We start from the raw sequence: 20,796 nt of genomic DNA, 5'->3' as shown, positions 1-20,796 counted from the left end.
GGGACTCCTACGGTCGGGGTGCGGCGCGCATGGTCAAGGACCAATACCCATGACCGAAGAAAAGGTCACGGACGAACGGTGAAGAGTACGCCAAAGACGCCCTGGCCCGGACCGATCGCCGGCCGGCGGCCCACCAGGCGCAGGCGCGGGTCGGCCTGCAGGAGGGCGCGCCAGGCGCGGGTTCGGTCGGCGACCAGACGGGTCCAGGGTCCCTGCCAGTTGCCCCTGGAGAGTACGGGAAGCGCGAGCAGGATGGTCGATCCGGGGCGCTGCGCCCGGATCAGCCGGTCCGCGACGATCCACGGCTCCGCCGCCTGCAGCCGGTCCAGCCCGTGCCGCCAGTCGAAGATCCGCACGTCGCGCTGCCGCCCCAGCGACGTCGCGAAGCGGACGCCGGACGGGGCGCCGGCCTTGTCCAGGCCGAACGCGATCACCGGCAGCTGCTCGGGGTGCACCGAGATCACCAGGTCCCCGGGCCGCAGGTCGTGGGCCGCGGACTCGATCATCGCCTGCGGGGTCGCCTTGTCCCGCAGGCGCGCGCCCTGCGTCGCGGTGCCCCACGCCACGCACAGCAGGAGCAGGACGACGGCCGGCGTGCGACCCGAGCGGGTCAGCAGGACGCCCGGCAGCAGGATCGTCGGGCCCACGATCACCGCCATGTAGCGGTTGGCCCACGCCGGGCTCACGAGGGAGCCGACGTACGCGAAGAGCAGCGTCGCGGCGAGCAGGGCCGCGAGCACGATCGCGTGGTCGCGCAGCGTCTGCGCCTCGGCGGGCGGCGGGACGTTGGCGATCGTCGTGCGCCCGCGGCGGGCGGCCCCGAGGACCGTGCCGCCGAAGACCAGCGCGGCGACGAACACGACCGCCGGGACCGTCGGCTGCACGACGGAGCCGAACGCCTCCATCAGCATCTGGAGCGTCGGGCGCAGCGACCACGGCGCCCCCGTCTCGCGCGCCTGCCGCGCGAGGGTCGGCAGCCACGGCGCCCACGCCACGGCCGCGGCCAGGTGGATGAGGAAGCCGATCCGCACGACCCGCCAGCGGGCCTGGCGCCCCGGCTGCAGCAGCGCCCGCGCGCCGACGGCGACGACGCTCCCGCCGACGAGGAAGACGCTCCAGGTGTGCGTGTAGAGCGCGACGACCAGCGCGACCGCCAGGCCGATCCGGGACGCCCGGGCGCCCGGGGCGAAGACGTGCAGGTGCAGGCCCGCGACCACCAGCGACAGCAACGCCACGAGCGCGTACATCCGGGTCTCCTGCCCGAAGTACGTCAGGTACGGCAGGGTCGCCGCGATCGCGGTGGCCCCCAGCGCCGGCACGCGGCCGAGCGGCCGCCGGGCCAGCAGGTACGTCACGGGCACGGTCGCGATCGCGAAGAGGACGGACAGCGCGTGCGCCGCCTCCACGCTGTCCCCGAACGCCCCGAGCCACAGGTTGAGCAGCAGGTAGTAGATCGGCGGGTTGCCGTCCAGCCGGAGCGCCGCCGGGATGTCGGCGAAGGGGAAGTTCGCGACGCCGACGCTGATGCCCTCGTCGATCCAGAACGGGGCGTCGAGGTTGCGCGTGCGGAGGAAGATCGACCACAGCAGGAGCAGCGCCACCGTCACGGGCGCGCCGCGGCCGAGCAGCCAGCGGACGAGGGCGAGGACGCGGCCGGTCGCGCGCGTCGGGGCGGTGGACGTGCTCATCGCGCTCCGGTCGTGGGGCGGCAGGTCGCCTCGATCTGCCAGTGGGGGGTGCGGGCGAGGACGCGCCGACGGGGAGCGATCGCCGCGAGCGACGGCCGCAGCGAGTCGCCCTGGGTCAGCCGCAGGCGGAACAGGACGGCCTCGCGCGGCTGCGGCGTGCCCTTCACCACGGCCGAGACGTCGCTGGCGTGCGTCCGCAGCTGCCACGCCACCTGCGGGACCATCAGGTTGAGGGTCCGCACGGGCGCGCACGCGCGCAGCCGCGCCGCGCCGCCCGCCGCGGCGATCGCGTCCGGCAGCTCGTCGACCAGGTGCGCCTCGTACGTCACGCGGCGCACCTGCTTGGGCAGCTCGCTGACCGCCGTGACGACGACCAGCACCGCGAAGGCGCCGAGCGCGACGGCGGTCACCGGGCGCGGCAGCTCGCGGAGCACGAGACCGGCGGCGCAGGCGATCGCGACGACGATCAGCGCGACGGGCTGGATGAGGTACCGCTCGTTCCCGGAGAACCCGCGCTCGGTCATGACGAGCACGAGCAGGAACCAGGCCAGCCCGAACGCCGCGATGACCGCGGTCGCCACGAGCGGGTCCGGCCGGGCGGTGCGGGCGTCGGCGGAGAGCGACGCGGCCCGGGGCGGGGCGCCGGCCCCCCGACGGGCGCGGACGGCCACGGCGACCGCCAGCAGCGCCGTCGCGACGAGGACGACCCAGGCGCTCAGCGGGATCATCTCGGTGAAGTTGCGCAGCAGCGTGAGCCACGGCCGGGCGGTCAGCGACACGGCGCCGGGGTCGGGGTTCTGCGCGCGGGTCGCGGCGCGCCAGTAGTCGCCCGACCCCCACTTCTCGGGCAGCAGCCACGCCAGCGGCAGGACGGCCATGGCGGCGACGATGCCGACGCGGCCGCGCGGCGTCGCCCGCCAGAACAGCCAGGCGGCGTACAGCCCGACGAACGGCCAGGCCTCGGGCCGCAGCAGCCCGGCCGCGATGCCGAGGGCGAGCGCCAGCCGCCGTCGGCCGTCCAGCTCGGCCGCGATCGCGCCCAGCACGATCGCGACGAGGAGCCCCTCGGAGTTGGCCAGCCACCCGTGCCAGAAGAACCAGGGGGCGAGCAGGAGCGGCACCGCGGCCAGCACGCCGGCGACCGGGCCCGCCACGCGGCGGCCGACGAGGAAGGCGGAGACCCCCGCCGCGAGCGCGCCGGCGCGGGCGACCACGATCCAGACGTCGGGCGCGACGGACCCCAGCGGGGCCGCCAGCGCCGTGACGACCACGGGCAGCGGCTTCCACGAGGGACCGTCGACGGTGTTGAGGTCGCCGTGAACCACCTCGCGGCCCCACACGATCCACGCCCACGGGTCGTAGGTCGCCGTCGACGGCGCGATCAGGGAGAGCAGCGCCAGGAGCAGGATCGCCCCGGCGACGGTGATCACGGGCGTACGGATGCGGGCGCCCATGCGGGCGACATCGTAGCCGCGGGGCTGCGCGGGCGGTCCCGTCCCGGGGCCGCCGGCCGGGGCGTCCGGCCCCGAGGGCGGCGCGGTCGGCGCGGCGCTCAGGACGCCGGACGCAGGATCGTGGCCACGGCCTGGGCGACGGCGCCCTCGCCCCGGCCCACGGCGTCGAGGCGCTCCGCCGTCGTGGCCTTGACGTTCACGCGCGCCGCGTCGATCCCGATCGCCGCGGCCAGCCGCGTCTCCATCTCGGCCTTGTGCGGGCCGAGCTTCGGCCGCTCGAGGACCACGGTCGCGTCGACGTTGCCGATCGTCCACCCGTCGCCGCCGAGCAGCCCGGCGACGTGGCGCAGCAGCGCGATCGAGTCCGCGCCGCGCCAGCGCTCGTCCGTGTCGGGGAAGTGCTCGCCGATGTCGCCGAGCCCGGCGGCGCCGAGCAGCGCGTCGATGACCGCGTGGGCCAGCACGTCGGCGTCGCTGTGCCCGTCCAGGCCGACGGGGCTGTCGATGCGCACCCCGCCGAGGATCAGGTCGCGCCCCTCCGCCAGGCGGTGGCTGTCCCACCCCAGGCCGGTCCGGACGTCCGGGAGCGGGCTCATGCCGGGCGCCCCGTCGCCGGGTCGACCGGGGGCGGCGGCGTGTCGCCGTGGCGGTGCGCGGCCTCGCGGTCGGCGTCCTCGATCGGGATCGCCCGCGCCGTGCGCCGCTCGAACGTCGTCAGCTGGGTGATCCCGACGGCGTCGAGCAGCTCGAGCGCCTCCGCGTAGCCCCAGCCGAGCTGCTCGGGGGTGTGCGCGTCGCTCGACAGCGCGACGGGGTTGCCGGCGTCGGCGACCATCTCGAGGAACGCCCGGGCGGGATAGAGCTCGCCGACCGGCTTGCGCAGGCCGGCGGTCGAGAGCTCGACGACGATGCCGGTCTCGGCGATGGCCTCGATCGCCGGCTCGTAGAAGAAGCGGGGATCGCGCTCGGGCGTCGGGCGCGCCGGGCCCCACACCTTGACCAGGTCGGGGTGGGCCAGCACGTCGTACAGGCCGGACCGGGCGCACTCCGCGAGCGTCTCGAAGTAGCGCTTCCAGACCTCGTCGGCGCTGCCCGCGCCGCGCCAGACGTCCCAGTTGCTGCCGGACTCGGAGTACTCGGCGTCGACGCCGCGGTCGGCGAGGAAGTGCACCGAGCCGACGACGTAGTCCCAGTCGCGCGCCTCGAGCAGGGTCGCCATGCGGTCCTCGCGGCCGGCGACGAAGTCCGCCTCGATCCCGAGCTTCAGGTCGGTCTGCTCCCGCACGAACGTGCAGTACGCGTCCAGGTCGTCCGTGGCGGACCAGCGCCAGAACGGGTGCTGCCACACGTCGAGGGCGGCGGAGAAGCGGTGGATGTGCTCCGACACGCCCAGCTCCGTCACGCCGCGCCGCCCGGCCGCCTCGCGGTAGCGCTCGGCGTTCGCGGCCGTGAAGTACTGCTCCGGCTCCGACGGGTGGGCGTCGGGCCGCAGGTGGACGTGGAGGTCGGTCAGCACGGGCCCGGATTCTGTCGCAGGTCGGCCAGGAGCAGCCCGGCGAGGTGCAGGTCCTCGGGGACCGTGACCTTCAGGTTCGTGCGTGGACACGGTACGAGCCGCACGTCGCCGCCGGCGGCCTCCACCAGCGACGCGTCGTCCGTCGCCGCGGCCAGCACGTCGTCGGGCTGCGCGAGCGCGGCCTCGAGCGCGGCGCGCCGGAAGACCTGCGGCGTCTGCACGGCCCAGAGGCGCGAGCGGTCGACGGTGCGGACCACGCGCGGCAGGCCGCCGGCGTCACCGTCGGCCTGCTTGACCGTGTCGACCACGGGCGCGGCGGCGATCGCCGCGTCGGCCCCCTGCGCGATCGGCAGCAGGCAGTCGCGGACGATCTGCGGGGTGACGAGCGGCCGGGCGCCGTCGTGGACGAGCACCGGCTCGCCCGGCGGCCCGTCGCCGCACGCCGCCAGGCCCGCCCGCACGGAGTGCGAGCGCTCCGCCCCGCCGGGGACGGCGGTCACGCGCGGGCGCCCGTCGGGGCCGTCCCACGCGCCGGGGGTCAGCCCCCACGCCGCCGGGTCGGCGGGCAGCTCCTCGCCGGCGGGCAGCACGACGACGAGGCGCCCCAGCGGCCGAACGGCCAGGAGCGCCTCGAGGGACCACGCCAGCAGCGGGCGGTCCAGCAGCGGCACGAGCGCCTTGGGGCGGGCGTGCCCCAGGCGCTCGCCGCGGCCGGCGGCCACGACGACCGCTACGGCCATCGCGGCGTGCCGGCGGAGGGGACGAGCACCGGCAGGCGCTCAGTCCTGGAGCGCGAGCTCCGCCTCGGCCTCGTCGGCGTCGACCTCGTCGTCCGCGTCGGCGGGGGCGATCGCCTGCGGGGCGCCGTCGGCCGGCGGCGCGAGGATGCCGTCGAGGTACTCCTCGGCCTCGTCCTCGGTCTTCTCGAGGGCGTACATCAGCTCGGACGCGAGGACCTTCTTCGTCCGGGTGAACATCTGCTTCTCGCCCGTCGAGAGGCCCTTCTCGTTCTCGCGCGTGGCGAGGTTGCGGACGACCTCGGCGAGCTCGTAGATGTTGCCCGTCTTGATCTTCTCGCGGTTGTACTTGAAGCGCCGGTTCCAGTTCTTCGGCATGTCCGTGCACGGACCCTCGAGCACGCCCAGGACCTTGCGCATCGTCTCCTCGTCGATGATCCGCCGGAGGCCCACCGACGACGCCTGATCGCACGGCACGTGCACGGTCATGTCGCTGTGGAGGATGCGGATCTTGAGGTACTCGCGCTCCTCACCCTGCACCTTGCGCGGCGCCCGGGACTTGACGACTCCCGCTCCGTGGTGCGGGTAGACGACGTGGTCGCCGACCTGGAAGTCGCACTCGCCTGCCGTGGGGGCAGGGATCTCGAACAGGTCGTCGTCGATGGTGTCAGTCATAGTCCCTCCTGGGATGGCCCGCGACGCGCGCGGGGGAAACGACCGGTCCGGCCGGCGTGACGCGCTGGGTGCGTCACGTCTGCAGGTACCGGTCGACGAGGTTGATCTCCTGCAGGCGGCGAAGGCCCTCGCGGATGTCCTTCGCCCGGATCTCGCCGACGCCGGGCACCGATTCGAGTTCGGCGTCCGTTCCGACGAGCAGCTCGTCCAGGCCACCGAACCGGTCGATGATCTGCTGGACGACGAGCTTGGGCAGGCGCGGGATGCGCCCGAGCACCCGGTGCCCGCGAGGGCTGACCGGGTAGTCCAGCGTGTTGAGCTTCCGGTTGAAGCCGAGCAGCTCGGCGAGTCGACCGAAATCGAGAAGGTCCTGGTGCGGCAGGCGGGGCAGCTGGTCGAGCGCGGCCGCGACGGCCTCCTCGCTCGGATCCGTCGAGTAGTCGCGCACGAGCGCGGCCTTCTCGCCGGCGGTGCCCACGGTCGTCTCCTCGAGCTGCATCTCGATGAGGCGGCCGTCCGTGCCGAGCTCGACGATGTAGCGCTCGATCTCGACCGCCATGCGCGAGACGAGCTCGGCGCGCTGCAGCACCGTCAGCACGTCGTGCAGCGAGGCGCCGCCCTCGAACTCGAGGGCCGACAGGCGCGTCGAGACCTGGTCCAGGCGCGCCCGGTACTTGTCGAGCGTCGCGAGGGCCTGGTTCGCCTTCGCCAGGACGACCGGGATCTGGTCGAGCTGGTACCGCATGCCGTCCACGTAGAGCGACACGACCTCGCGGCGCTGCGAGATCGCGATGACGAGCGCGGACGTCTGCTTGCTCACCCGCTCCGCGGTGCGGTGGCGGGTGCCCGTCTCCTGCGTGAGGATCGTCGGGTCGGGGACGAGCTGCACGTTCGCCATCGCGATCTTCGTCGCGTTGGCGTTCAGCGTGATCGCGCCGTCCATCTTCGCCAGCTGGTAGAGCAGCGCCGGCGTGTAGTCGATGTCCAGGCGGATGCCGCCGGAGCAGAGGTGGGAGATCTCCTCCGGCTCCCCGATCGCGAGGAGGCCGCCGGTGTGCGCGTTGAGGATCGAGTCGATCCCCTCCCGGAGAGCGGTTCCCGGCGCAATCATCTCGAGCGCCTTCACCAGACGAGGTTCCTGACGACCTTCGAGTTCAGGGAACTCTTCGCCGGAGCGCTGAACCATCGCTACAAATGTATCAAGGAGGTAGCAGTCCTCCCACCACGAATTTTCGCGGTTGGATATGTTCGGCTTTGATCGGGCGAGGACTCGCGATCGTCGCGAGCCGCCCGAGCCGTCCCAGACGGCCGATCCGTGCGCTCGGGGGGGGGTCGTGCCCGGCGTCGGGCCGACCCTACCCCGGATCGGCCGGCCGCGGGGACGCGCGTCAGGCCGCGCCCTTGCGCGCCCGCGGCAGCGCGGTGCGCAGCGCGTCGCGCAACGTCGGGCAGCGCTCGGGGCTGACGACCGCGCCGAGGCCGAACTTCCGCGCCTCCGCCAGCCGGCGGTCGGCGTGGGCGACCCCGCGCAGCTCGCCCGTCAGGCCGACCTCGCCGAAGCAGGCGACGGGCAGCGGCGGCTCCGCCCCCTCCCCCGTCCCGTCGCCGCCCGGCACGATCCCGCGGGCCGCCGAGGCGACCGCGAGCGCGACGGCCAGGTCCGCGCCCGGCTCGTCCGCGCGCACCCCGCCGACGACGTTGACGAAGACGTCGTGGGTGCTCGTGGAGAGCCCGGCGTGGCGGCCCAGGACGGCCAGGACGAGCGCCAGGCGGTTGCGGTCGATGCCGTTGCACACGCGTCGGGGCGGGACGAGCTCGCTGGGCGAGACGAGCGCCTGCACCTCGACGAGCAGGGGACGGGTGCCCTCCATCGCGCAGAGCACCACGGAGCCGGCGGCGCGGGTCGCCTCGCCGACGAAGCGCGCGGACGGGTCGAGGACCTCGACGAGCCCGACGCCGCGCATCTCGAAGACGCCCGCCTCGTTCGTCGAGCCGAAGCGGTTCTTGCTCGCGCGCAGCGTGCGGTACGTGCGCTCGCGCTCGCCCTCGAACTGCAGGACGCAGTCCACGAGGTGCTCGAGGACGCGGGGACCCGCCAGGGCGCCCTCCTTCGTGACGTGGCCGACCAGGACGGTGGCGACGTCGAGCCGCTTGGCGACCTCCATGAGCCGGCCGGCGACCTCGCGCACCTGCCCCACGGAGCCCGGCGCACCGGTCAGGTCGGGGTCGTGCATCGTCTGCACGGAGTCGATGACGCAGACCTCGGGGCGCTCCTCCTCGATCGTCGCGATGACCGTGGCGAGGTCCGTCTCGGCCAGGATCGGGACGTCGAGCGCGGCCGCGAGGCCCACGGGCGGGCCGTCCGCGCCGCCGTCCTCGGCCGGCGGCGCCGCCAGGCGCTCCGCCCGCAGGCGCACCTGCGCCGCCGACTCCTCGCCGGAGACGTAGAGGGTGCGCGTGCCGGCGCCCTGGAGGTGCCCCAGGACGGTGTTCAGCAGCGTCGACTTGCCGATGCCGGGCGAGCCGCCGAGCAGGACGAGCGAGCCGGGGACCAGGCCGCCGCCCAGGACGCGATCCACCTCGCCGAGCCCGGTGCGCAGGCGCGGCACCCGCGGCGCCGAGACGTCGCGCAGGCGCGTCGGCCGGCCGGCCGGCACCCCCCCGGCGCGGGCGCCGCTCCCGGCCGCGGGCTTGCCGCCACGCCCGCCCGAGGGCTTCGTCGCGCGCTCCTCGGTGATCGTCCCCCAGGCGCCGCAGCCCGGGCACTGGCCCAGCCAGCGCGGCGTCTCGTGGCCGCAGGCGGTGCAGACGTGGATCGTGGCGGAGCGGGCCATGGACCGAACAACGGTAGGCCCGCCACCGGCGGCACGGGTGCGTCCGTTCGTGCCGGATCGGCGTCGTGACGGCGCCGAGGGGCGCATGGCGCCCGGCGACCACACCCCGGACGCGCGAGGGGCGGGGCCGTCGGCCCCGCCCCTCGCGGCGGAATCGGTGTCGACCGAGCGCTACGCGCTCTCGGCCGGCGGCTGCTCCTGCGGCTGCTCGTCGGTGGCGTCCTCGCCGCCCACGGCGGCGGGCACCGGCACCGGGGACTCCACGACGGTCAGGCGGACGTCGTTCTCGTCGTCGTCCTCCGGCGCCAGGTCGACGCGCACCTGCGCGTTGGGCGGCACCTGGTTCGCGAGCACGAAGTCCGCGAGCGGATCCTCGATGTAGCGCTGGATCGCCCGGCGCAGCGGGCGGGCACCCATCGCCGGGTCCCAGCCCTTCTCGACCAGCAGGTCCCGCACGCCGTCCGAGAGCTCGAGCGTCAGCTCGCGGTCGCGGAGCGAGGCCCGCACGCGGTCGATCATCAGCTCCACGATCTGGGTGATCTGCTCCTTGTTGAGCTTGTGGAAGACGATGACCTCGTCGATGCGGTTGAGGAACTCGGGCTTGAAGGCCTTCTTCAGCTCGCCGGTGACGCGCTGCTTCATGTCCTCGTACGTGAGCGACTCGTCCTCGTCGCCGACCTGGAAGCCCAGGGGCGTCGACTTCGCGATCTCGGAGGCGCCGATGTTCGACGTCATGATCACGATGGCGTGCCGGAAGTCGACCGTGCGGCCCTGGGAGTCGGTCAGCCGGCCGTCCTCCAGGATCTGGAGCAGCAGGTTGAAGACGTCCGGGTGGGCCTTCTCGATCTCGTCCAGCAGCAGCACGGAGTACGGCTTGCGGCGCACGGCCTCGGTCAGCTGCCCGCCCTCGTCGTAGCCGACGTAGCCGGGGGGCGAGCCCACCAGGCGCGACACGGCGTGCTTCTCCATGTACTCCGACATGTCGACGCGGACCATCGCGTCGGCGTCGCCGAAGAGGAACGTGGCGAGCGACTTCGCCAGCTCCGTCTTGCCCACGCCCGTCGGGCCCAGGAAGATGAACGAGCCGGTCGGCCGCTTCGGGTCCTTCAGGCCGGCGCGCGAGCGGCGGATGGCCTTCGAGACGACCTTGACGGCCTGGTCCTGGCCGATGACGCGCTCGTGGAGCTCCTCCTCCATGCGCATCAGGCGGCGGGTCTCCGCCTCCGTCAGCTTGAACACGGGGATGCCGGTCCACATGGAGACGATGTCGGCGATCTCCTCCTCGCCGATCGACAGGCGCGGCTGGTCGCCCTCGCCCTGCTCCCACTGCTCGACGAGCTCGCGCTTCTTCTGGACGAGCTTGCGCTCCTCGTCGCGCAGCGCGGCGGCCGCCTCGTACTCCTGCGCCTCGATCGCGGCGTCCTTCTTGCGGCGCGCCTCGGCGATCTGCTCCTCGACCTCCTGGAAGACCGGCGGCGACGCCATCGAGCGGATCCGCTTGCGCGAGGCCGCCTCGTCGATGAGGTCGATCGCCTTGTCGGGGAGCTGGCGGTCGGAGATGTAGCGGTCGGCGAGCTCGACGGCGGCCTGGAGGGCCTCGTCGGTGATCTCGACCTTGTGGTGCTGCTCGTAGCGGTCGCGCAGGCCCTTGAGGATCTGGACGGCCTCCTCGGGCGCCGGCTGCTCGACGCGCACCTGCTGGAAGCGGCGCTCCAGCGCGGAGTCGCGCTCGAGGTACTTGCGGTACTCGTCGATCGTCGTCGCGCCGATCGTCTGCAGCTCGCCACGGGCGAGCGCCGGCTTCAGGATCGAGGCCGCGTCGATCGCGCCCTCGGCCGCGCCCGCGCCGACGAGGTTGTGGATCTCGTCGATGAAGAGGATGACGTCGCCCTTGTTGGCGATCTCCTTCATCACCTTCTTCAGGCGCTCCTCGAACTCGCCGCGGTACTTCGACCCGGCGACGAGGGCGGCGAGGTCCAGCGTGTAGATCTGCTTGTCGCGCAGCAGCTCGGGCACCTCGCCCGAGGAGATGGCCTGCGCGAGGCCCTCGACGACGGCGGTCTTGCCGACGCCGGGCTCGCCGATCAGCACGGGGTTGTTCTTCGTGCGGCGGGAGAGGATCTGCATGATCCGCTCGATCTCGGTCTCGCGACCGACGACCGGGTCCAGCTTGCCGTCGGCGGCGAGCTTCGTCAGGTCGCGACCGAACTGGTCGAGGACCTTGGAGGAGCGCTTCTGCGGCGACCCCTCCGTCGACGCCCCGGTGCCGCCCACGGACGAGCCGGCCGTCTGCCGACGACCGCCCGGGCCGGAGAGCATCCGGATGACCTCGTTGCGGATCTTCTCGCTGTCGGCGTCGAAGTCCAGGAGGATCCGGGCGGCGACGCCCTCGTTCTCGCGGACCAGGCCGAGCAGGATGTGCTCCGTGCCGATGTAGTTGTGCCCAAGGCTCAGCGCTTCGCGCAGCGCCAGCTCGAGGACCTTCTTCGCGCGCGGGGTGAACGGGATCTGACCGGAGGTGACCTCCTCGCCCGACCCGACGATGCGGACGACCTGCGCCCGCACGCGCTCGACGGTGATGTCGAGGGACTCGAGCACGCGTGCCGCCAGCCCCTCCTCCTCGCGCAGGAGGCCGAGCAGGATGTGCTCGGTCCCGATGTAGTTGTGCTTGAGCGTCCGCGCCTCTTCCTGGGCGAGAACGACGACCTGCCTGGCTCGTTCTGTGAATCGCTCGAACATCCTGGGTCCTTCCGTGGCTGAAGAGAAATCCTACCAGCGGCGGTCGTCGCCTCTGACGGGTCTCCGGTCCTCACCCCCGATACGACGCCTGAACGTCCGGCGGATGCGTCCCGTGCGCCCCTCGGGTACCCGGGGCGCACGGTCGCCAGTCACGACGGGTGACGCTCAGTCGCGCATCGTCGGGAAGAGCACGACCTCGCGGATCGTGCTGCGCCCCGTCATGCAGATGACGAGCCGGTCGATGCCCAGGCCCAGGCCGCCCGTCGGGGGCATGCCCTGCTCGAGCGCCTCGACGAAGGACTCGTCGTAGGGCTGCGCCTCGTCGTCGCCCTCGAGCTCCAGGCGCGCCTGCTCCTCGAAGCGGCGGCGCTGCTCGTCCGGGTCGTTGAGCTCGGAGAACGCGTTGGCGATCTCCATGCCCATGGCGAACGCCTCGAAGCGCTCGACGAGCCCGGTGTCCTCGCCGCTCTCCGTGCGCTTGCGCTTCGCGAACGGGGACAGCTCGACGGGGTAGTCGAAGAGCATCGTGGGCTGGATGAGCTTGGGCTCGACGTCCTTGCTCAGCAGGTCGTCCACGAGCTGCGGCCACGTCCGACCGTCCGGCTGGACGTCCGTGCGGTCCGACGCGCGGATGACCGCGGCCAGCTCGTCGGCCGTGCGGTGGGCGAGCACGTCGATGCCGGTCTCCTCCTCGATGGCGCCCGCGAGCGTCTTGCGCGCCCACGGCTCCGTCCAGCGGATCGGGGAGGGCGGGGCGAGGTCCTCCACGGCGGCGGCGACGTGCGCGACGCACGCCTCGAGGCGGTTCGCGGCGTCCTCGACGTCCGCGTACGCCTCGTACCACTCGAGCATCGTGAACTCGGGGTTGTGCTTGTGCGAGATGCCCTCGTTGCGGAAGTTCTTCCCCAGCTCGTAGACGCGCTCGAGGCCGCCGACGATGAGGCGCTTGAGGTACAGCTCGGTCGCGATCCGCAGGTACAGGTCGCGGTCCAGCGCGTTGTGGTGCGTGACGAACGGCCGCGCGAGCGCGCCGCCGTAGAGCGGCTGCAGCACCGGCGTCTCGACCTCGAGGAAGCCCGCGTCGTCGAGGAAGCGGCGGATCTCGGAGACGATCCGCGAGCGCATGATGAACGCCCGGCGGGTGTCGTCGTTGCCGATGAGGTCCAGCTCGCGGCGGCGCTGGCGCAGCTCGACGTCCTGCACGCCGTGGTGCTTGTCGGGCGGGGGGCGCAGGGACTTGGCGAGGACGGTGACGTCCTCGGCCCGCAGCGTCAGCTCGCCGCGGCGCGAGACGAACGCGACGCCGTCGACGCCGATCAGGTCGCCGAGGTCGACGTCCTCGAGCAGGCGCTCCATGCGCTCCTCGCCGAGCACGTCGAGCTTGGCCTGGACCTGGAGCTTGCCGGAGCGGTCGTCGACGTCGAGGAACGCCATCTTGCCCTGGCCGCGGCGGGCGCGCAGGCGGCCCGCGATGCGGTGGCGGACGTCGGTCTCGGCGCCGGCCTCCAGCCCCTCGTGGCGGGCGCGGACGTCGGCGATGGGCTCGACGTCGTCGAAGTCGTGGGGGAACGGCTCGATCCCCGCGGCGCGGAGACGGTCGAGCTTGGCGCGGCGGACCGCGAGCAGGTCGGTGCCGTCCCCGGCGTCGCCGGCCGGGGCGTCGGGAGTGTGGTCGGTCATGCGGAGGGGCGCGCGGGCGCGCCGGTCATCGCGAGATGTCGGTGATCTCGAGGGTCCGCGTCCGGCCGTTCGGCAGGTTCACCGTGACCGTCGCGCCCTTCGGCTGGCCGATGAGGGCCTTGCCGACCGGGGACTCGTTCGAGAGCTTGTTCTCCTCGGGGTTCGCCTCGGCGGACCCGACGAGCGCGTACTCCTTCGTCCCCCCCTTCTCGTCCTTGACCGTCACGCGCGTGCCGACCTGCACGCTGTCGGTGGTCAGGGAGGACTCGTCGATGACGGAGGCCGAGCGCAGCTGCTCCTCGATCTCGAGGATGCGGCGCTCGACGGCGGCCTGCTCGTTCTTCGCGTCGTCGTACTCGGAGTTCTCCGAGATGTCGCCGAACTCGCGGGCGTCCTTGATCCGCTCCGCCACCTCGCGGCGCTTGGCGGTCGAGAGGTGATCGAGCTCCTGCTTGAGCTTCTCGAGACCCTCGGGGGTGAGGATGACGTCCTTGGGCAACGTGCGACCTTTCGCCTTCGGCACCGCTCGCGGGGGCGCGGCCCGATGGGGATGTGCGGGGCGCCGACGGACGCGGACGTCCGCCGAACGGAGCGGGCAGTATAGCCATGCGCTCCGGCGGCGCCAGGCCTCGGCGCGGCCTGCGGACGGTCGTCGGAGCCGCAGCTCAGGCCGGGACGGCCGCGCCGGCGGCCTCGCGGAACGCCGCGCGGGCCGCCTCGACGTCCTCCGTGCGCTGCAGCGCCTCCTGCAGCCGCTTGTCCGGCGTCGCGTCGAGCGCGCCCGCGGCGGCGTCGGCCAGGCGCTCGACGTACCACGGGTAGTGCTTGCGCAGGTAGCGCCCCGCGCGCTCGGCGCCGAGGTGCTCGATCGTGCGGTCGAGCACCCAGTCGAACTCGGCCGCGACCTCGTCGACCGTCGGCACCGCGCTCTCGCGCAGGCCGAGCAGCGCCGCGAAGTGCCACGGGTTGCCGAGGGCGCCGCGCGCGAGCATGACGGCCGCGGGGCCGACCTGCTCGTACGCCGCGAGCGTCTGCGCGTCGTCGTGCAGGCCGCCCGACAGCACGACCGGCACGGGCAGCTCCTGCACCAGGCGGGCCGCCAGGTCGTAGTCCGGGAAGCCCTTGTGGTGCACCTGCGCGCTGCGCGGGTGGAAGCCGATCGCGTCGACGCCCGCCTCGTCGACCAGGCGGTGCGCGAGCGCGTAGCCGTCGTGCTCGCCGTCCTTCTTCGTCGCGGAGCGCAGCTTGACGGTGACGGGCAGGCCCGACCCCTCCTTCGCGGCCTTCGCGACGGCCACGGCGGTGTCCGGGTCCTTGAGCATCGCCGCGCCCGCGCCGGTCTTGACGACCTTGGGGACGGGGCAGCCCATGTTCAGGTCGATGACGTCGACCGGCACGTGCTCGGCGACGTACGCCGCGGCGGAGCGCATGACCTCGGGGTCCTGGCCGAAGAGCTGGATCGCGACCGGTCCGCTCTCGCGCTCCTCCGCCTTGAACTTCAGGAGGTCCCGCAGGGTCTTGTCGTTGCGGTAGTGGATCGCGAACGACGAGACCATCTCGGAGACCGCGTAGCCCGCGCCGTAGCGCTTGGCCTGCAGGCGGACGACCCAGTTGCCGATCCCGGCGAGCGGCGCGAGCGTGACCCGGTTGGGCACGGCGACGCCCGCGATGGACCAGGACTCGGTGAGGGACGCGGTGGACGGCATCCCCCCGAGGGTAGCGCCCGCGACCGCCGGGGCCGCCGGGCGGCGGCGCCGCGCCCGGGCGGACCGGGCGGGCGCGCGGCGGGCGGCTCAGGCCTCGGGGGCGGCGTCCTGCGGCGTGGGGAACGCGCCGTCGATCAGCTCGATGCGGTAGCCGTCCGGGTCCTGCACGAACGCGATGCGCGGCAGCTCCTCGCGGCCGCCCGGGTGGTACGGCGCCTTCTCGGGCTCGACGCCGAGCTGCGCCTTGAGGTTGGCCAGGAGCTGGTCGAGGTCCTCGACGGTGAGCGCGACGTGGTTGTAGCCCTCGCCGAGGTCGTAGGGCTCGTCGCGGCCGACGTTGACGGTCAGCTCGAGACGGTCGCCGTCGCCCGGCAGGCCGAGGTAGACGTTGTAGGCCGTCTCGAAGTTCAGACGGCCGCGACGCTCGAAGCCGAGGGCCTCGTAGAAGCGGACGGAGGCGTCGATGTCTCGGACGCGGACGCAGGTGTGGACGAGGTGCGAAGCCATGCCCCCCACGCTACGCGGTCGCTCACGCGTTGCGCTCGTGGAGGATCCGCAGGCCCGTCAGCGTGAGCATGTCGTCGACCTCGTCGATCGTCCGGCAGTGGGGGACGATGTGGCGCGCCAGGCCGCCCGTGGCGATGAGGTGGATGTCGTGGCCCAGCTCGTCCATGAGCCGCTCGCAGATCGCGTCGACGCCGCCCGCGAAGCCGTAGATGACGCCGGAGCGGATGCCCTCGATCGTCGACTTGCCGATGAGCTGGCGCGGCGCGACCAGGTCGATGCGCGGCAGCGCGGCGGCCCGCGACGTCAGCGCCTCGAGCGAGATCTCCACGCCCGGGCTGATGATGCCGCCCAGGTACTCGCCGTCGGCGGACACCGGGTCGTACGTGATGGCGGTGCCGAAGTCGACGACGACGCACGCGGCCTGGAAGCGGTCGTACGCCGCGACGGCGTTGACCAGGCGGTCGGCGCCGATCTCGCGCGGGTTGTCGTAGCGCAGGGCCATGCCGGTGCGGATGCCCTGGCGCACGACGACCATCTCGTGGTCCAGGTAGCGGTCGGACATGTGCCGCCACTCGTCGGCGAGCTGCGGCACCGTGGACGACACGATGGACGCGGAGACGTCCTCCATGCCGATGCCGCGGAGCTGCAGGAGGCCGCGCAGCTTGGCCCCCAGCTCGTCCGCCGTCTCGTGCCGCACCGTGGCGAACCGCCAGTGCTCGACGAGCTCGCGCCCGCGGAAGGCGCCGAAGTGCGTCTGGGTGTTGCCGACGTCGACGACGAGGAGCATCCGCGGCAGTATCGCGGCTGCGGCCGGTGGGACGCCGTCCGCGGACGGGTCGGCGGGGTCGCCTATCCTCCGCCCCATGCCGACCACGCTCTTCGTCGTCCACGGCTCGCATCCGTGCGCCACCGTCGAGCGGGCGCTCGAGCTGAAGGGCGTCGAGCACCGCGTGGTCGAGTGGCCGCCGTCCGCGCACCCCCTCCCCCAGCTCGCGCTGTTCCGGCGCCGCACCGTCCCCGGGGTCGTCTTCGCGGACGGGGAGCGCGTGGCGGGGTCGCGCGCGATCCTGCGCCGGCTCGAGGAGCGGGTGCCCGAGCCCGCGCTCTACCCCGCCCCGGGCCCCGCCCGCGAGGCGGCCCTCGAGGCCGAGCGCTGGGGCGACGAGGTGCTGCAGCCGATCGTCCGGCGCGTGCTGTGGGGCGCGCTCGACCGGCGCCCGAGCGCGATCCCCAGCTACCAGGAGCACGCCCGGAAGCCCGTCCCGCCGCTCGCGCGGATCCTGCTCGGGCCACTCGTCGTCGGCATCGAGCAGCGGCTCAACCACGTCACGGACGCCGGGGTCCGCGCCGACCTGGCCGACCTGCCGCTGGCCCTCGACGCCGTGGACGCCTGGCTGCGCGACGGCACCCTCGGCGGCGAGGCGGTCGGCGCCGCCGACCTGCAGATCGCGTCCGGCCTGCGCCTGCTCATGACCCTCGAGGACCTGGCGCCCGCGCTGCGCGAGCGGCCGGCCGGGCGCCTGGCGCTCCGGATCTTCCCCGACTGGGACGGGCGCGTCCCGGCCGGCGCCCTGCCGGAGGCGTGGCTGGCGCCGCTGCGCGCCGCCGTCCCCGCCGTCCGCTAGTCCGCCAGCGGCAGCGCGCCCAGATCCTCCAGGCGCGGGCCGGGCGCCGACCGCTGGAAGCGCAGCCGGCCGGTCCGCCCGCGCAGCTCGAGCCACGCGAGCTGGTTGTCGAACCACGGGCCGAGCTCGCGCCGCCAGCCGACGGGCGGGTCGGGCACGCCGACGGCCCGGCCCAGGGCCCGCGCCGCCGCCCAGGCCGGGCGCCCGTGCAGGGCCCCGATGACCCGTCGCTGCCCGGGCGGGAGCGGGTTGCGGTACGGAGAGCAGACGGCCTGCAGGACGGGGCTCCGCGCGGTGCCGTCGCGGCGGAAGCCGACGCGGTCGACGTACGCGTGGTGCACGTCGCCCGACAGCAGCACGACGGACGCCGGCGCCCGCCCCAGCCGGCCGGCCGCGACGTCGTCCAGCAGCTCCGCCATCTCGTCGAACGAGCGACCGAAGGCGGACCAGTGCTCCAGGTCGACGGCCCGCCGCGCGCGCTCGGCGGCCCACGCGACCCCGCGGCCCAGGCGCCCGGCCGCTAGCACCTCGGAGGCGGCCTCGAGCCAGTGCATCCCGTGCCCCACGACGACGGGCACCGACGTGGCGAGGAAGAGGTGGTCGTGGTCGCCGGCGGCCTGCTCGCGCACCCACGCCCACTCGTCGGCGTCGACCATCCGCCGCGGGCGGCCGTCGGGCGAGCCCAGGTCGCGGGCGGCCCGCGAGTCCACCACGACGATGCGTGTGCCGCAGAGGTCGCGGACGTAGCTCCAGCGGATCGTCGTCGGGTCCTCGTCGGCCTGCCGCGCCACCTCGCGCAGCAGCGGGAGGACGTCGCCGTCGTGGGCCTGCACGCGGGCGTAGAGGGGGTCCTCGTCGATCGCGGCCGGCGACAGGTTGCCCAGGTGCTGGTAGACCCAGTACGACGCCAGCGCGCCGACGACGCGCTCCTCCCACCACGGCTTCCGCGCGAACGTCCGACGCCAGGCCCGGGACGTGTTCCAGTCGTCGTGCACGTCGTGGTCGTCGAAGACCATCGCGCTCGCCACGGTGGAGAGCAGCCAGCGCACCGCCGGGGTGCTCCAGGCGTCGTGGTACAGCCAGGTGTACTCCTCGAAGTCCGCCACCTGGTCCGCCGGGGCGCCGCGCCGGTCGGCGTCGCGGGCCGCGATCCGCTCCTCGATCGCGGGCGGGATGTCGTCCGCGTAGACCTGGTCCCCCAGCCACAGCAGCATGTGAGGCAGCTCCTCCGCCGGGCCGTCGCGCAGCTCCTCCGCGAGCGCCTGGATCGCGTCGATCCCGAAGGCCTCGTCGTCGCTGCCCGGCGGCAGGTCGAAGGGGTCGCGATGGGGACGCGAGACGCGGCACGAGCCCCAAGCGACCCGCAGCTGGTCGTGGGGCGCGACCGTCCGGATCGCGGGGGCCGGGTACGGGTCGTCGGGGAGCGGCCAGACGGTCGCGCCGTCGACCGTCACGCCGTAGCGCGTGACGGTGCCGGGCTGCAGGTCGTCCACGCGCACGAGCGCGTAGTGGTGGCCGCCCACCTCGAACGTGCGGCCGCGGTGCCCGAGGATCTCGACGGTCGCGGGCGCGTCCGTCTCGACCCACACCGTCGCGGAGGTCGCGTCGACGTGCCGCAGCAGCGGCCCGAGCACGAGCCGCGCCGGCACGTCAGGCCTCCGCGGGCACGGTCAGGGGATCGCCCGCCCGACGGACGCCCTCGTCGAGCGGCAGCGCCGCCAGCCGGTCCGCCAGGACGGTGCCGTCCGGCAGCGTCAGGCCCAGGTCGAGCTCGAGCAGCGGCACGAGGACGAAGCGCCGCTCGGTCACCTGCGCGTGCGGCAGCGTCAGGCGCTCGGACGCGTACGGCGCGTCGCCGAGCAGGAGCAGGTCGACGTCGACGGGGCGCGGCCCGTGTCGCACGTAGTCGGGGGCGCTCGTGTCCGTCTGCCGCCCGCGGCCGCGCTCCACGGCCTTGCAGGCGTCCAGCAGCGCCTCGGGCGCCAGGGCGGTCGCGATCCGCACGCACGCGTTGAGGAACGACGGCTGGTCGAGGATCTCGCCGACGGGGTCCGTGTCGTACGTCGCCGACGACGCGAGGACGCGCACGCCGTGGGCCGGCAGCGCGTCGACCGCGGCCTGCAGCTGGGCGCGGCGGTCGCCGACGTTCGAGCCCAGGCCCAGGTAGCCCAGGCGCTCGCCGGATCGCAGCTCGGGGGCGTCGGTCATGACAGCGGGGCGAGCAGGGCGAGCTGGCGGGCCTGGGCGAGCAGCGAGCCGTCGGGCAGGACGAGCGTGGCGTCCTCCTCGACCAGCCCGTCGACGGCGGCGGTCGAACGGTAGGTGCCGAGCACGGGCGTCGGGGGCAGGCCGCCCGGCGGCAGGTCGGCGCGCAGGTGGATCGTCAGATCGATCGTCGGCGCGATCGCGGGCCGCTCCAGCACCTCGAAGGCCGGCGGCCACCAGAAGTCGGTGAGCTGCGCGACGTACGCGGCGTCGACCGGCTGCGCCTCGGGCGACGCGATCCAGCCGCCCGTCTCGACGCCGTGATCCCCGTCGAGCGGCCGGGCGACGAACGGGCCGGTGCCGAGGACCGGCGCCATGCGCAGCTGCCGGGAGATCGACGGCGTGCCGGGCGGGGCCTCGAGCCACGCGCCGCCGCCGGGCCGGTAGTCGGCGCCGCGCACGGCGGGGGCGTCCGGCGCGGGCGGGGCGGGCACGTCGGGCGCCGCCGGCGTCCACGTCGCCGCGGCGTCCAGGCCGGGCGCGGCGAACGCCGCCAGGCCGGCGAGCACGTCGCGCCCGTCCTGCCGGGCGGAGACGGCGGCGCTCGCGGTGCGCCGGCCGGTGCGCAGGACGCGCACGTCGATCTCGAGCGAGCCCAGCGCGGCGGTGCGCAGGTAGTGGACCGTCAGCGAGCGCAGGCGCCGCTCGCCCTCCGGCGCCAGCTCGCCCTCGAGCGCGCGGACGAGGATCGCCGCGAGGTAGCCGCCGTTGGGCCCGGTGGGCGCCGACCAGTCCGCCCCCACCTCGGCGCGGTAGCGCCCGTCGCCGAGGGACCGGACGGCCGTGGCGCGGGCGAACGCGGTCGTCGCCGGCGTGACCGGCGCGGTCCCGGTCACCCGCCGTCCCCGGCGCGCCAGAGCTCCACGGAGACCTCCTCGACGGCCAGCGGGATCGGCGGCTCGGGCTTCGTGCACTTCACCCACACCTCCTCGGCCCCGTAGTCCGCCACGATGCGGTCGGCGATCGCGGCGCAGAGCCGCTCGAGCGTCTTGTACGACCGCTGCTGCGCCACGAGCGCGACGAGCTGGCAGACCTCGCCGTAGTCGATCGTGTCGGACACCTGGTCGGTCACGACGGCGTCGCAGTCGACGACCGCCATCCGCAGGTCGACGAGCAGGCGCTGGCCGATCTCGCGCTCGGCGGCGCTGACGCCGTGGTGCGTGTAGAGCGACAGCCCGCGGATCTCGATCGTGATCTCGTCGCGCTCGCCCTCGAAGTCCTCGTCGAGGTCCTCGTCGTCGTCCGCGTCCAGGTCGAGGTCCTCGGGATCGATCGGCGCGCCGCCGCGATCGGCGCGGCGCTCCGGGCGGTGCGACTCGTCAGCGTCGTCGTCGGGGCGCTCGTCGCGTGCGTCGTCCATGGGCGGCCAC

General features: G+C 74.2%; 19 protein-coding genes. 1 reads left to right on the top strand and 18 read right to left on the bottom strand.

What is annotated here, in order from left to right:
• Positions 1-65 precede the first annotated feature (65 nt).
• The 14 genes from J3P29_RS06460 to J3P29_RS06395 all read right to left on the bottom strand — a co-directional run bounded on the left by J3P29_RS06460 (position 66) and on the right by J3P29_RS06395 (position 16,323).
• Positions 66-1,688: a glycosyltransferase family 39 protein gene (locus tag J3P29_RS06460; protein ID WP_210492208.1), complete on the bottom strand. Its 1,623-nt coding sequence runs from the start codon at positions 1,686-1,688 to the stop codon at positions 66-68.
• The gene (locus J3P29_RS06455) at positions 1,685-3,142 is read right to left on the bottom strand and encodes a hypothetical protein (RefSeq protein ID WP_210492207.1); all 1,458 of its coding nucleotides are present in this window, start codon (positions 3,140-3,142) and stop codon (positions 1,685-1,687) included. The genes J3P29_RS06460 and J3P29_RS06455 overlap by 4 nt, the downstream gene beginning before the upstream one ends.
• Before the next feature lie 98 nt (positions 3,143-3,240).
• Complete coding sequence (gene ispF / locus J3P29_RS06450) at positions 3,241-3,738, bottom strand: 2-C-methyl-D-erythritol 2,4-cyclodiphosphate synthase (RefSeq protein ID WP_210492206.1); 498 nt, start codon at positions 3,736-3,738, stop codon at positions 3,241-3,243.
• Positions 3,735-4,658: a histidinol-phosphatase gene (locus tag J3P29_RS06445; protein ID WP_210492205.1), complete on the bottom strand. Its 924-nt coding sequence runs from the start codon at positions 4,656-4,658 to the stop codon at positions 3,735-3,737. Before J3P29_RS06445 ends, ispF begins: the two co-directional genes overlap by 4 nt.
• Entirely contained in the window at positions 4,652-5,398 is a 747-nt protein-coding gene (ispD, locus tag J3P29_RS06440; protein ID WP_210492204.1) for a 2-C-methyl-D-erythritol 4-phosphate cytidylyltransferase, read from the bottom strand. The genes J3P29_RS06445 and ispD overlap by 7 nt, the downstream gene beginning before the upstream one ends.
• A gap of 39 nt (positions 5,399-5,437) precedes the next feature.
• Positions 5,438-6,070: a CarD family transcriptional regulator gene (locus tag J3P29_RS06435; protein WP_210492203.1), complete on the bottom strand. Its 633-nt coding sequence runs from the start codon at positions 6,068-6,070 to the stop codon at positions 5,438-5,440.
• Between the two features lie 73 nt (positions 6,071-6,143).
• Positions 6,144-7,256, bottom strand: a complete 1,113-nt coding sequence (disA, locus tag J3P29_RS06430) for a DNA integrity scanning diadenylate cyclase DisA (protein ID WP_210492202.1) — start codon at positions 7,254-7,256, stop codon at positions 6,144-6,146.
• A 202-nt stretch (positions 7,257-7,458) separates the two neighbouring features.
• A complete protein-coding gene (gene radA, locus J3P29_RS06425; protein ID WP_210492201.1) occupies positions 7,459-8,904 on the bottom strand; it encodes a DNA repair protein RadA in 1,446 nt (481 codons plus the stop codon).
• A 171-nt stretch (positions 8,905-9,075) separates the two neighbouring features.
• On the bottom strand, positions 9,076-11,643 hold the full coding sequence (locus J3P29_RS06420; protein WP_210492200.1) for an ATP-dependent Clp protease ATP-binding subunit: 2,568 nt from the start codon (positions 11,641-11,643) through the stop codon (positions 9,076-9,078).
• A 165-nt stretch (positions 11,644-11,808) separates the two neighbouring features.
• A complete protein-coding gene (gene lysS / locus J3P29_RS06415) occupies positions 11,809-13,323 on the bottom strand; it encodes a lysine--tRNA ligase (protein WP_210492199.1) in 1,515 nt (504 codons plus the stop codon).
• 25 nt (positions 13,324-13,348) lie between these two features.
• Positions 13,349-13,822 carry a transcription elongation factor GreA gene (greA, locus tag J3P29_RS06410; RefSeq protein ID WP_210492198.1) on the bottom strand — a complete coding sequence of 158 codons (474 nt, stop codon included), beginning with the start codon at positions 13,820-13,822 and terminating at the stop codon, positions 13,349-13,351.
• A gap of 166 nt (positions 13,823-13,988) precedes the next feature.
• Positions 13,989-15,029, bottom strand: coding sequence for a tRNA-dihydrouridine synthase (locus J3P29_RS06405; protein WP_210492197.1), 1,041 nt, complete (start codon positions 15,027-15,029; stop codon positions 13,989-13,991).
• 87 nt (positions 15,030-15,116) lie between these two features.
• Positions 15,117-15,536: a VOC family protein gene (locus tag J3P29_RS06400; RefSeq protein WP_210492196.1), complete on the bottom strand. Its 420-nt coding sequence runs from the start codon at positions 15,534-15,536 to the stop codon at positions 15,117-15,119.
• 22 nt (positions 15,537-15,558) lie between these two features.
• Positions 15,559-16,323 (bottom strand): type III pantothenate kinase, encoded by a 765-nt coding sequence (locus J3P29_RS06395; protein WP_210492195.1) that lies wholly within the window; start codon positions 16,321-16,323, stop codon positions 15,559-15,561.
• A gap of 76 nt (positions 16,324-16,399) precedes the next feature.
• Here J3P29_RS06395 and J3P29_RS06390 point away from each other — a divergent pair, with 76 nt between their 5' ends.
• A complete protein-coding gene (locus J3P29_RS06390; RefSeq protein WP_210492194.1) occupies positions 16,400-17,161 on the top strand; it encodes a glutathione S-transferase family protein in 762 nt (253 codons plus the stop codon).
• On the opposite strand, the gene J3P29_RS06385 is transcribed toward J3P29_RS06390, so the two are convergent.
• From J3P29_RS06385 to folB, 4 genes are read right to left on the bottom strand one after another with little or no spacing between them, the layout of a single operon-like run.
• On the bottom strand, positions 17,158-18,810 hold the full coding sequence (locus J3P29_RS06385) for an alkaline phosphatase D family protein (protein WP_210492193.1): 1,653 nt from the start codon (positions 18,808-18,810) through the stop codon (positions 17,158-17,160). The genes J3P29_RS06390 and J3P29_RS06385 overlap by 4 nt on opposite strands.
• A gap of 1 nt (position 18,811) precedes the next feature.
• Entirely contained in the window at positions 18,812-19,369 is a 558-nt protein-coding gene (gene folK / locus J3P29_RS06380) for a 2-amino-4-hydroxy-6-hydroxymethyldihydropteridine diphosphokinase (protein WP_210492192.1), read from the bottom strand.
• Positions 19,366-20,262 carry a thioesterase family protein gene (locus tag J3P29_RS06375; RefSeq protein ID WP_210492191.1) on the bottom strand — a complete coding sequence of 299 codons (897 nt, stop codon included), beginning with the start codon at positions 20,260-20,262 and terminating at the stop codon, positions 19,366-19,368. Before J3P29_RS06375 ends, folK begins: the two co-directional genes overlap by 4 nt.
• Positions 20,259-20,786, bottom strand: coding sequence for a dihydroneopterin aldolase (folB, locus tag J3P29_RS06370; protein ID WP_210492190.1), 528 nt, complete (start codon positions 20,784-20,786; stop codon positions 20,259-20,261). The genes J3P29_RS06375 and folB overlap by 4 nt, the downstream gene beginning before the upstream one ends.
• Between the last annotated feature and the right edge of the window lie 10 nt (positions 20,787-20,796).

Source organism: Patulibacter sp. SYSU D01012, from assembly GCF_017916475.1.
Classification (GTDB): Bacteria; Actinomycetota; Thermoleophilia; order Solirubrobacterales; family Solirubrobacteraceae; genus Patulibacter.
Note: the sequence above shows the minus strand (reverse complement) of the source record. Positions and strands in the feature narration are given on the sequence as shown.

Bases quoted from the DNA above. Each gene is read 5' to 3' on its own strand.
- folB (WP_210492190.1), bottom strand. From the start codon at position 20,786: ATGGACGACGCACGCGACGAGCGCCCCGACGACGACGCTGACGAGTCG.
- radA (WP_210492201.1), bottom strand. From the start codon at position 8,904: ATGGCCCGCTCCGCCACGATCCACGTCTGCACCGCCTGCGGCCACGAG.
- folK (WP_210492192.1), bottom strand. From the start codon at position 19,369: ATGACCGACGCCCCCGAGCTGCGATCCGGCGAGCGCCTGGGCTACCTG.
- ispF (WP_210492206.1), bottom strand. From the start codon at position 3,738: ATGAGCCCGCTCCCGGACGTCCGGACCGGCCTGGGGTGGGACAGCCAC.
- J3P29_RS06395 (WP_210492195.1), bottom strand. From the start codon at position 16,323: ATGCTCCTCGTCGTCGACGTCGGCAACACCCAGACGCACTTCGGCGCC.
- J3P29_RS06455 (WP_210492207.1), bottom strand. From the start codon at position 3,142: ATGGGCGCCCGCATCCGTACGCCCGTGATCACCGTCGCCGGGGCGATC.
- J3P29_RS06390 (WP_210492194.1), top strand. From the start codon at position 16,400: ATGCCGACCACGCTCTTCGTCGTCCACGGCTCGCATCCGTGCGCCACC.
- J3P29_RS06405 (WP_210492197.1), bottom strand. From the start codon at position 15,029: ATGCCGTCCACCGCGTCCCTCACCGAGTCCTGGTCCATCGCGGGCGTC.
- ispD (WP_210492204.1), bottom strand. From the start codon at position 5,398: ATGGCCGTAGCGGTCGTCGTGGCCGCCGGCCGCGGCGAGCGCCTGGGG.
- lysS (WP_210492199.1), bottom strand. From the start codon at position 13,323: ATGACCGACCACACTCCCGACGCCCCGGCCGGCGACGCCGGGGACGGC.
- J3P29_RS06420 (WP_210492200.1), bottom strand. From the start codon at position 11,643: ATGTTCGAGCGATTCACAGAACGAGCCAGGCAGGTCGTCGTTCTCGCC.
- disA (WP_210492202.1), bottom strand. From the start codon at position 7,256: ATGGTTCAGCGCTCCGGCGAAGAGTTCCCTGAACTCGAAGGTCGTCAG.
- J3P29_RS06400 (WP_210492196.1), bottom strand. From the start codon at position 15,536: ATGGCTTCGCACCTCGTCCACACCTGCGTCCGCGTCCGAGACATCGAC.
- J3P29_RS06435 (WP_210492203.1), bottom strand. From the start codon at position 6,070: ATGACTGACACCATCGACGACGACCTGTTCGAGATCCCTGCCCCCACG.
- J3P29_RS06460 (WP_210492208.1), bottom strand. From the start codon at position 1,688: ATGAGCACGTCCACCGCCCCGACGCGCGCGACCGGCCGCGTCCTCGCC.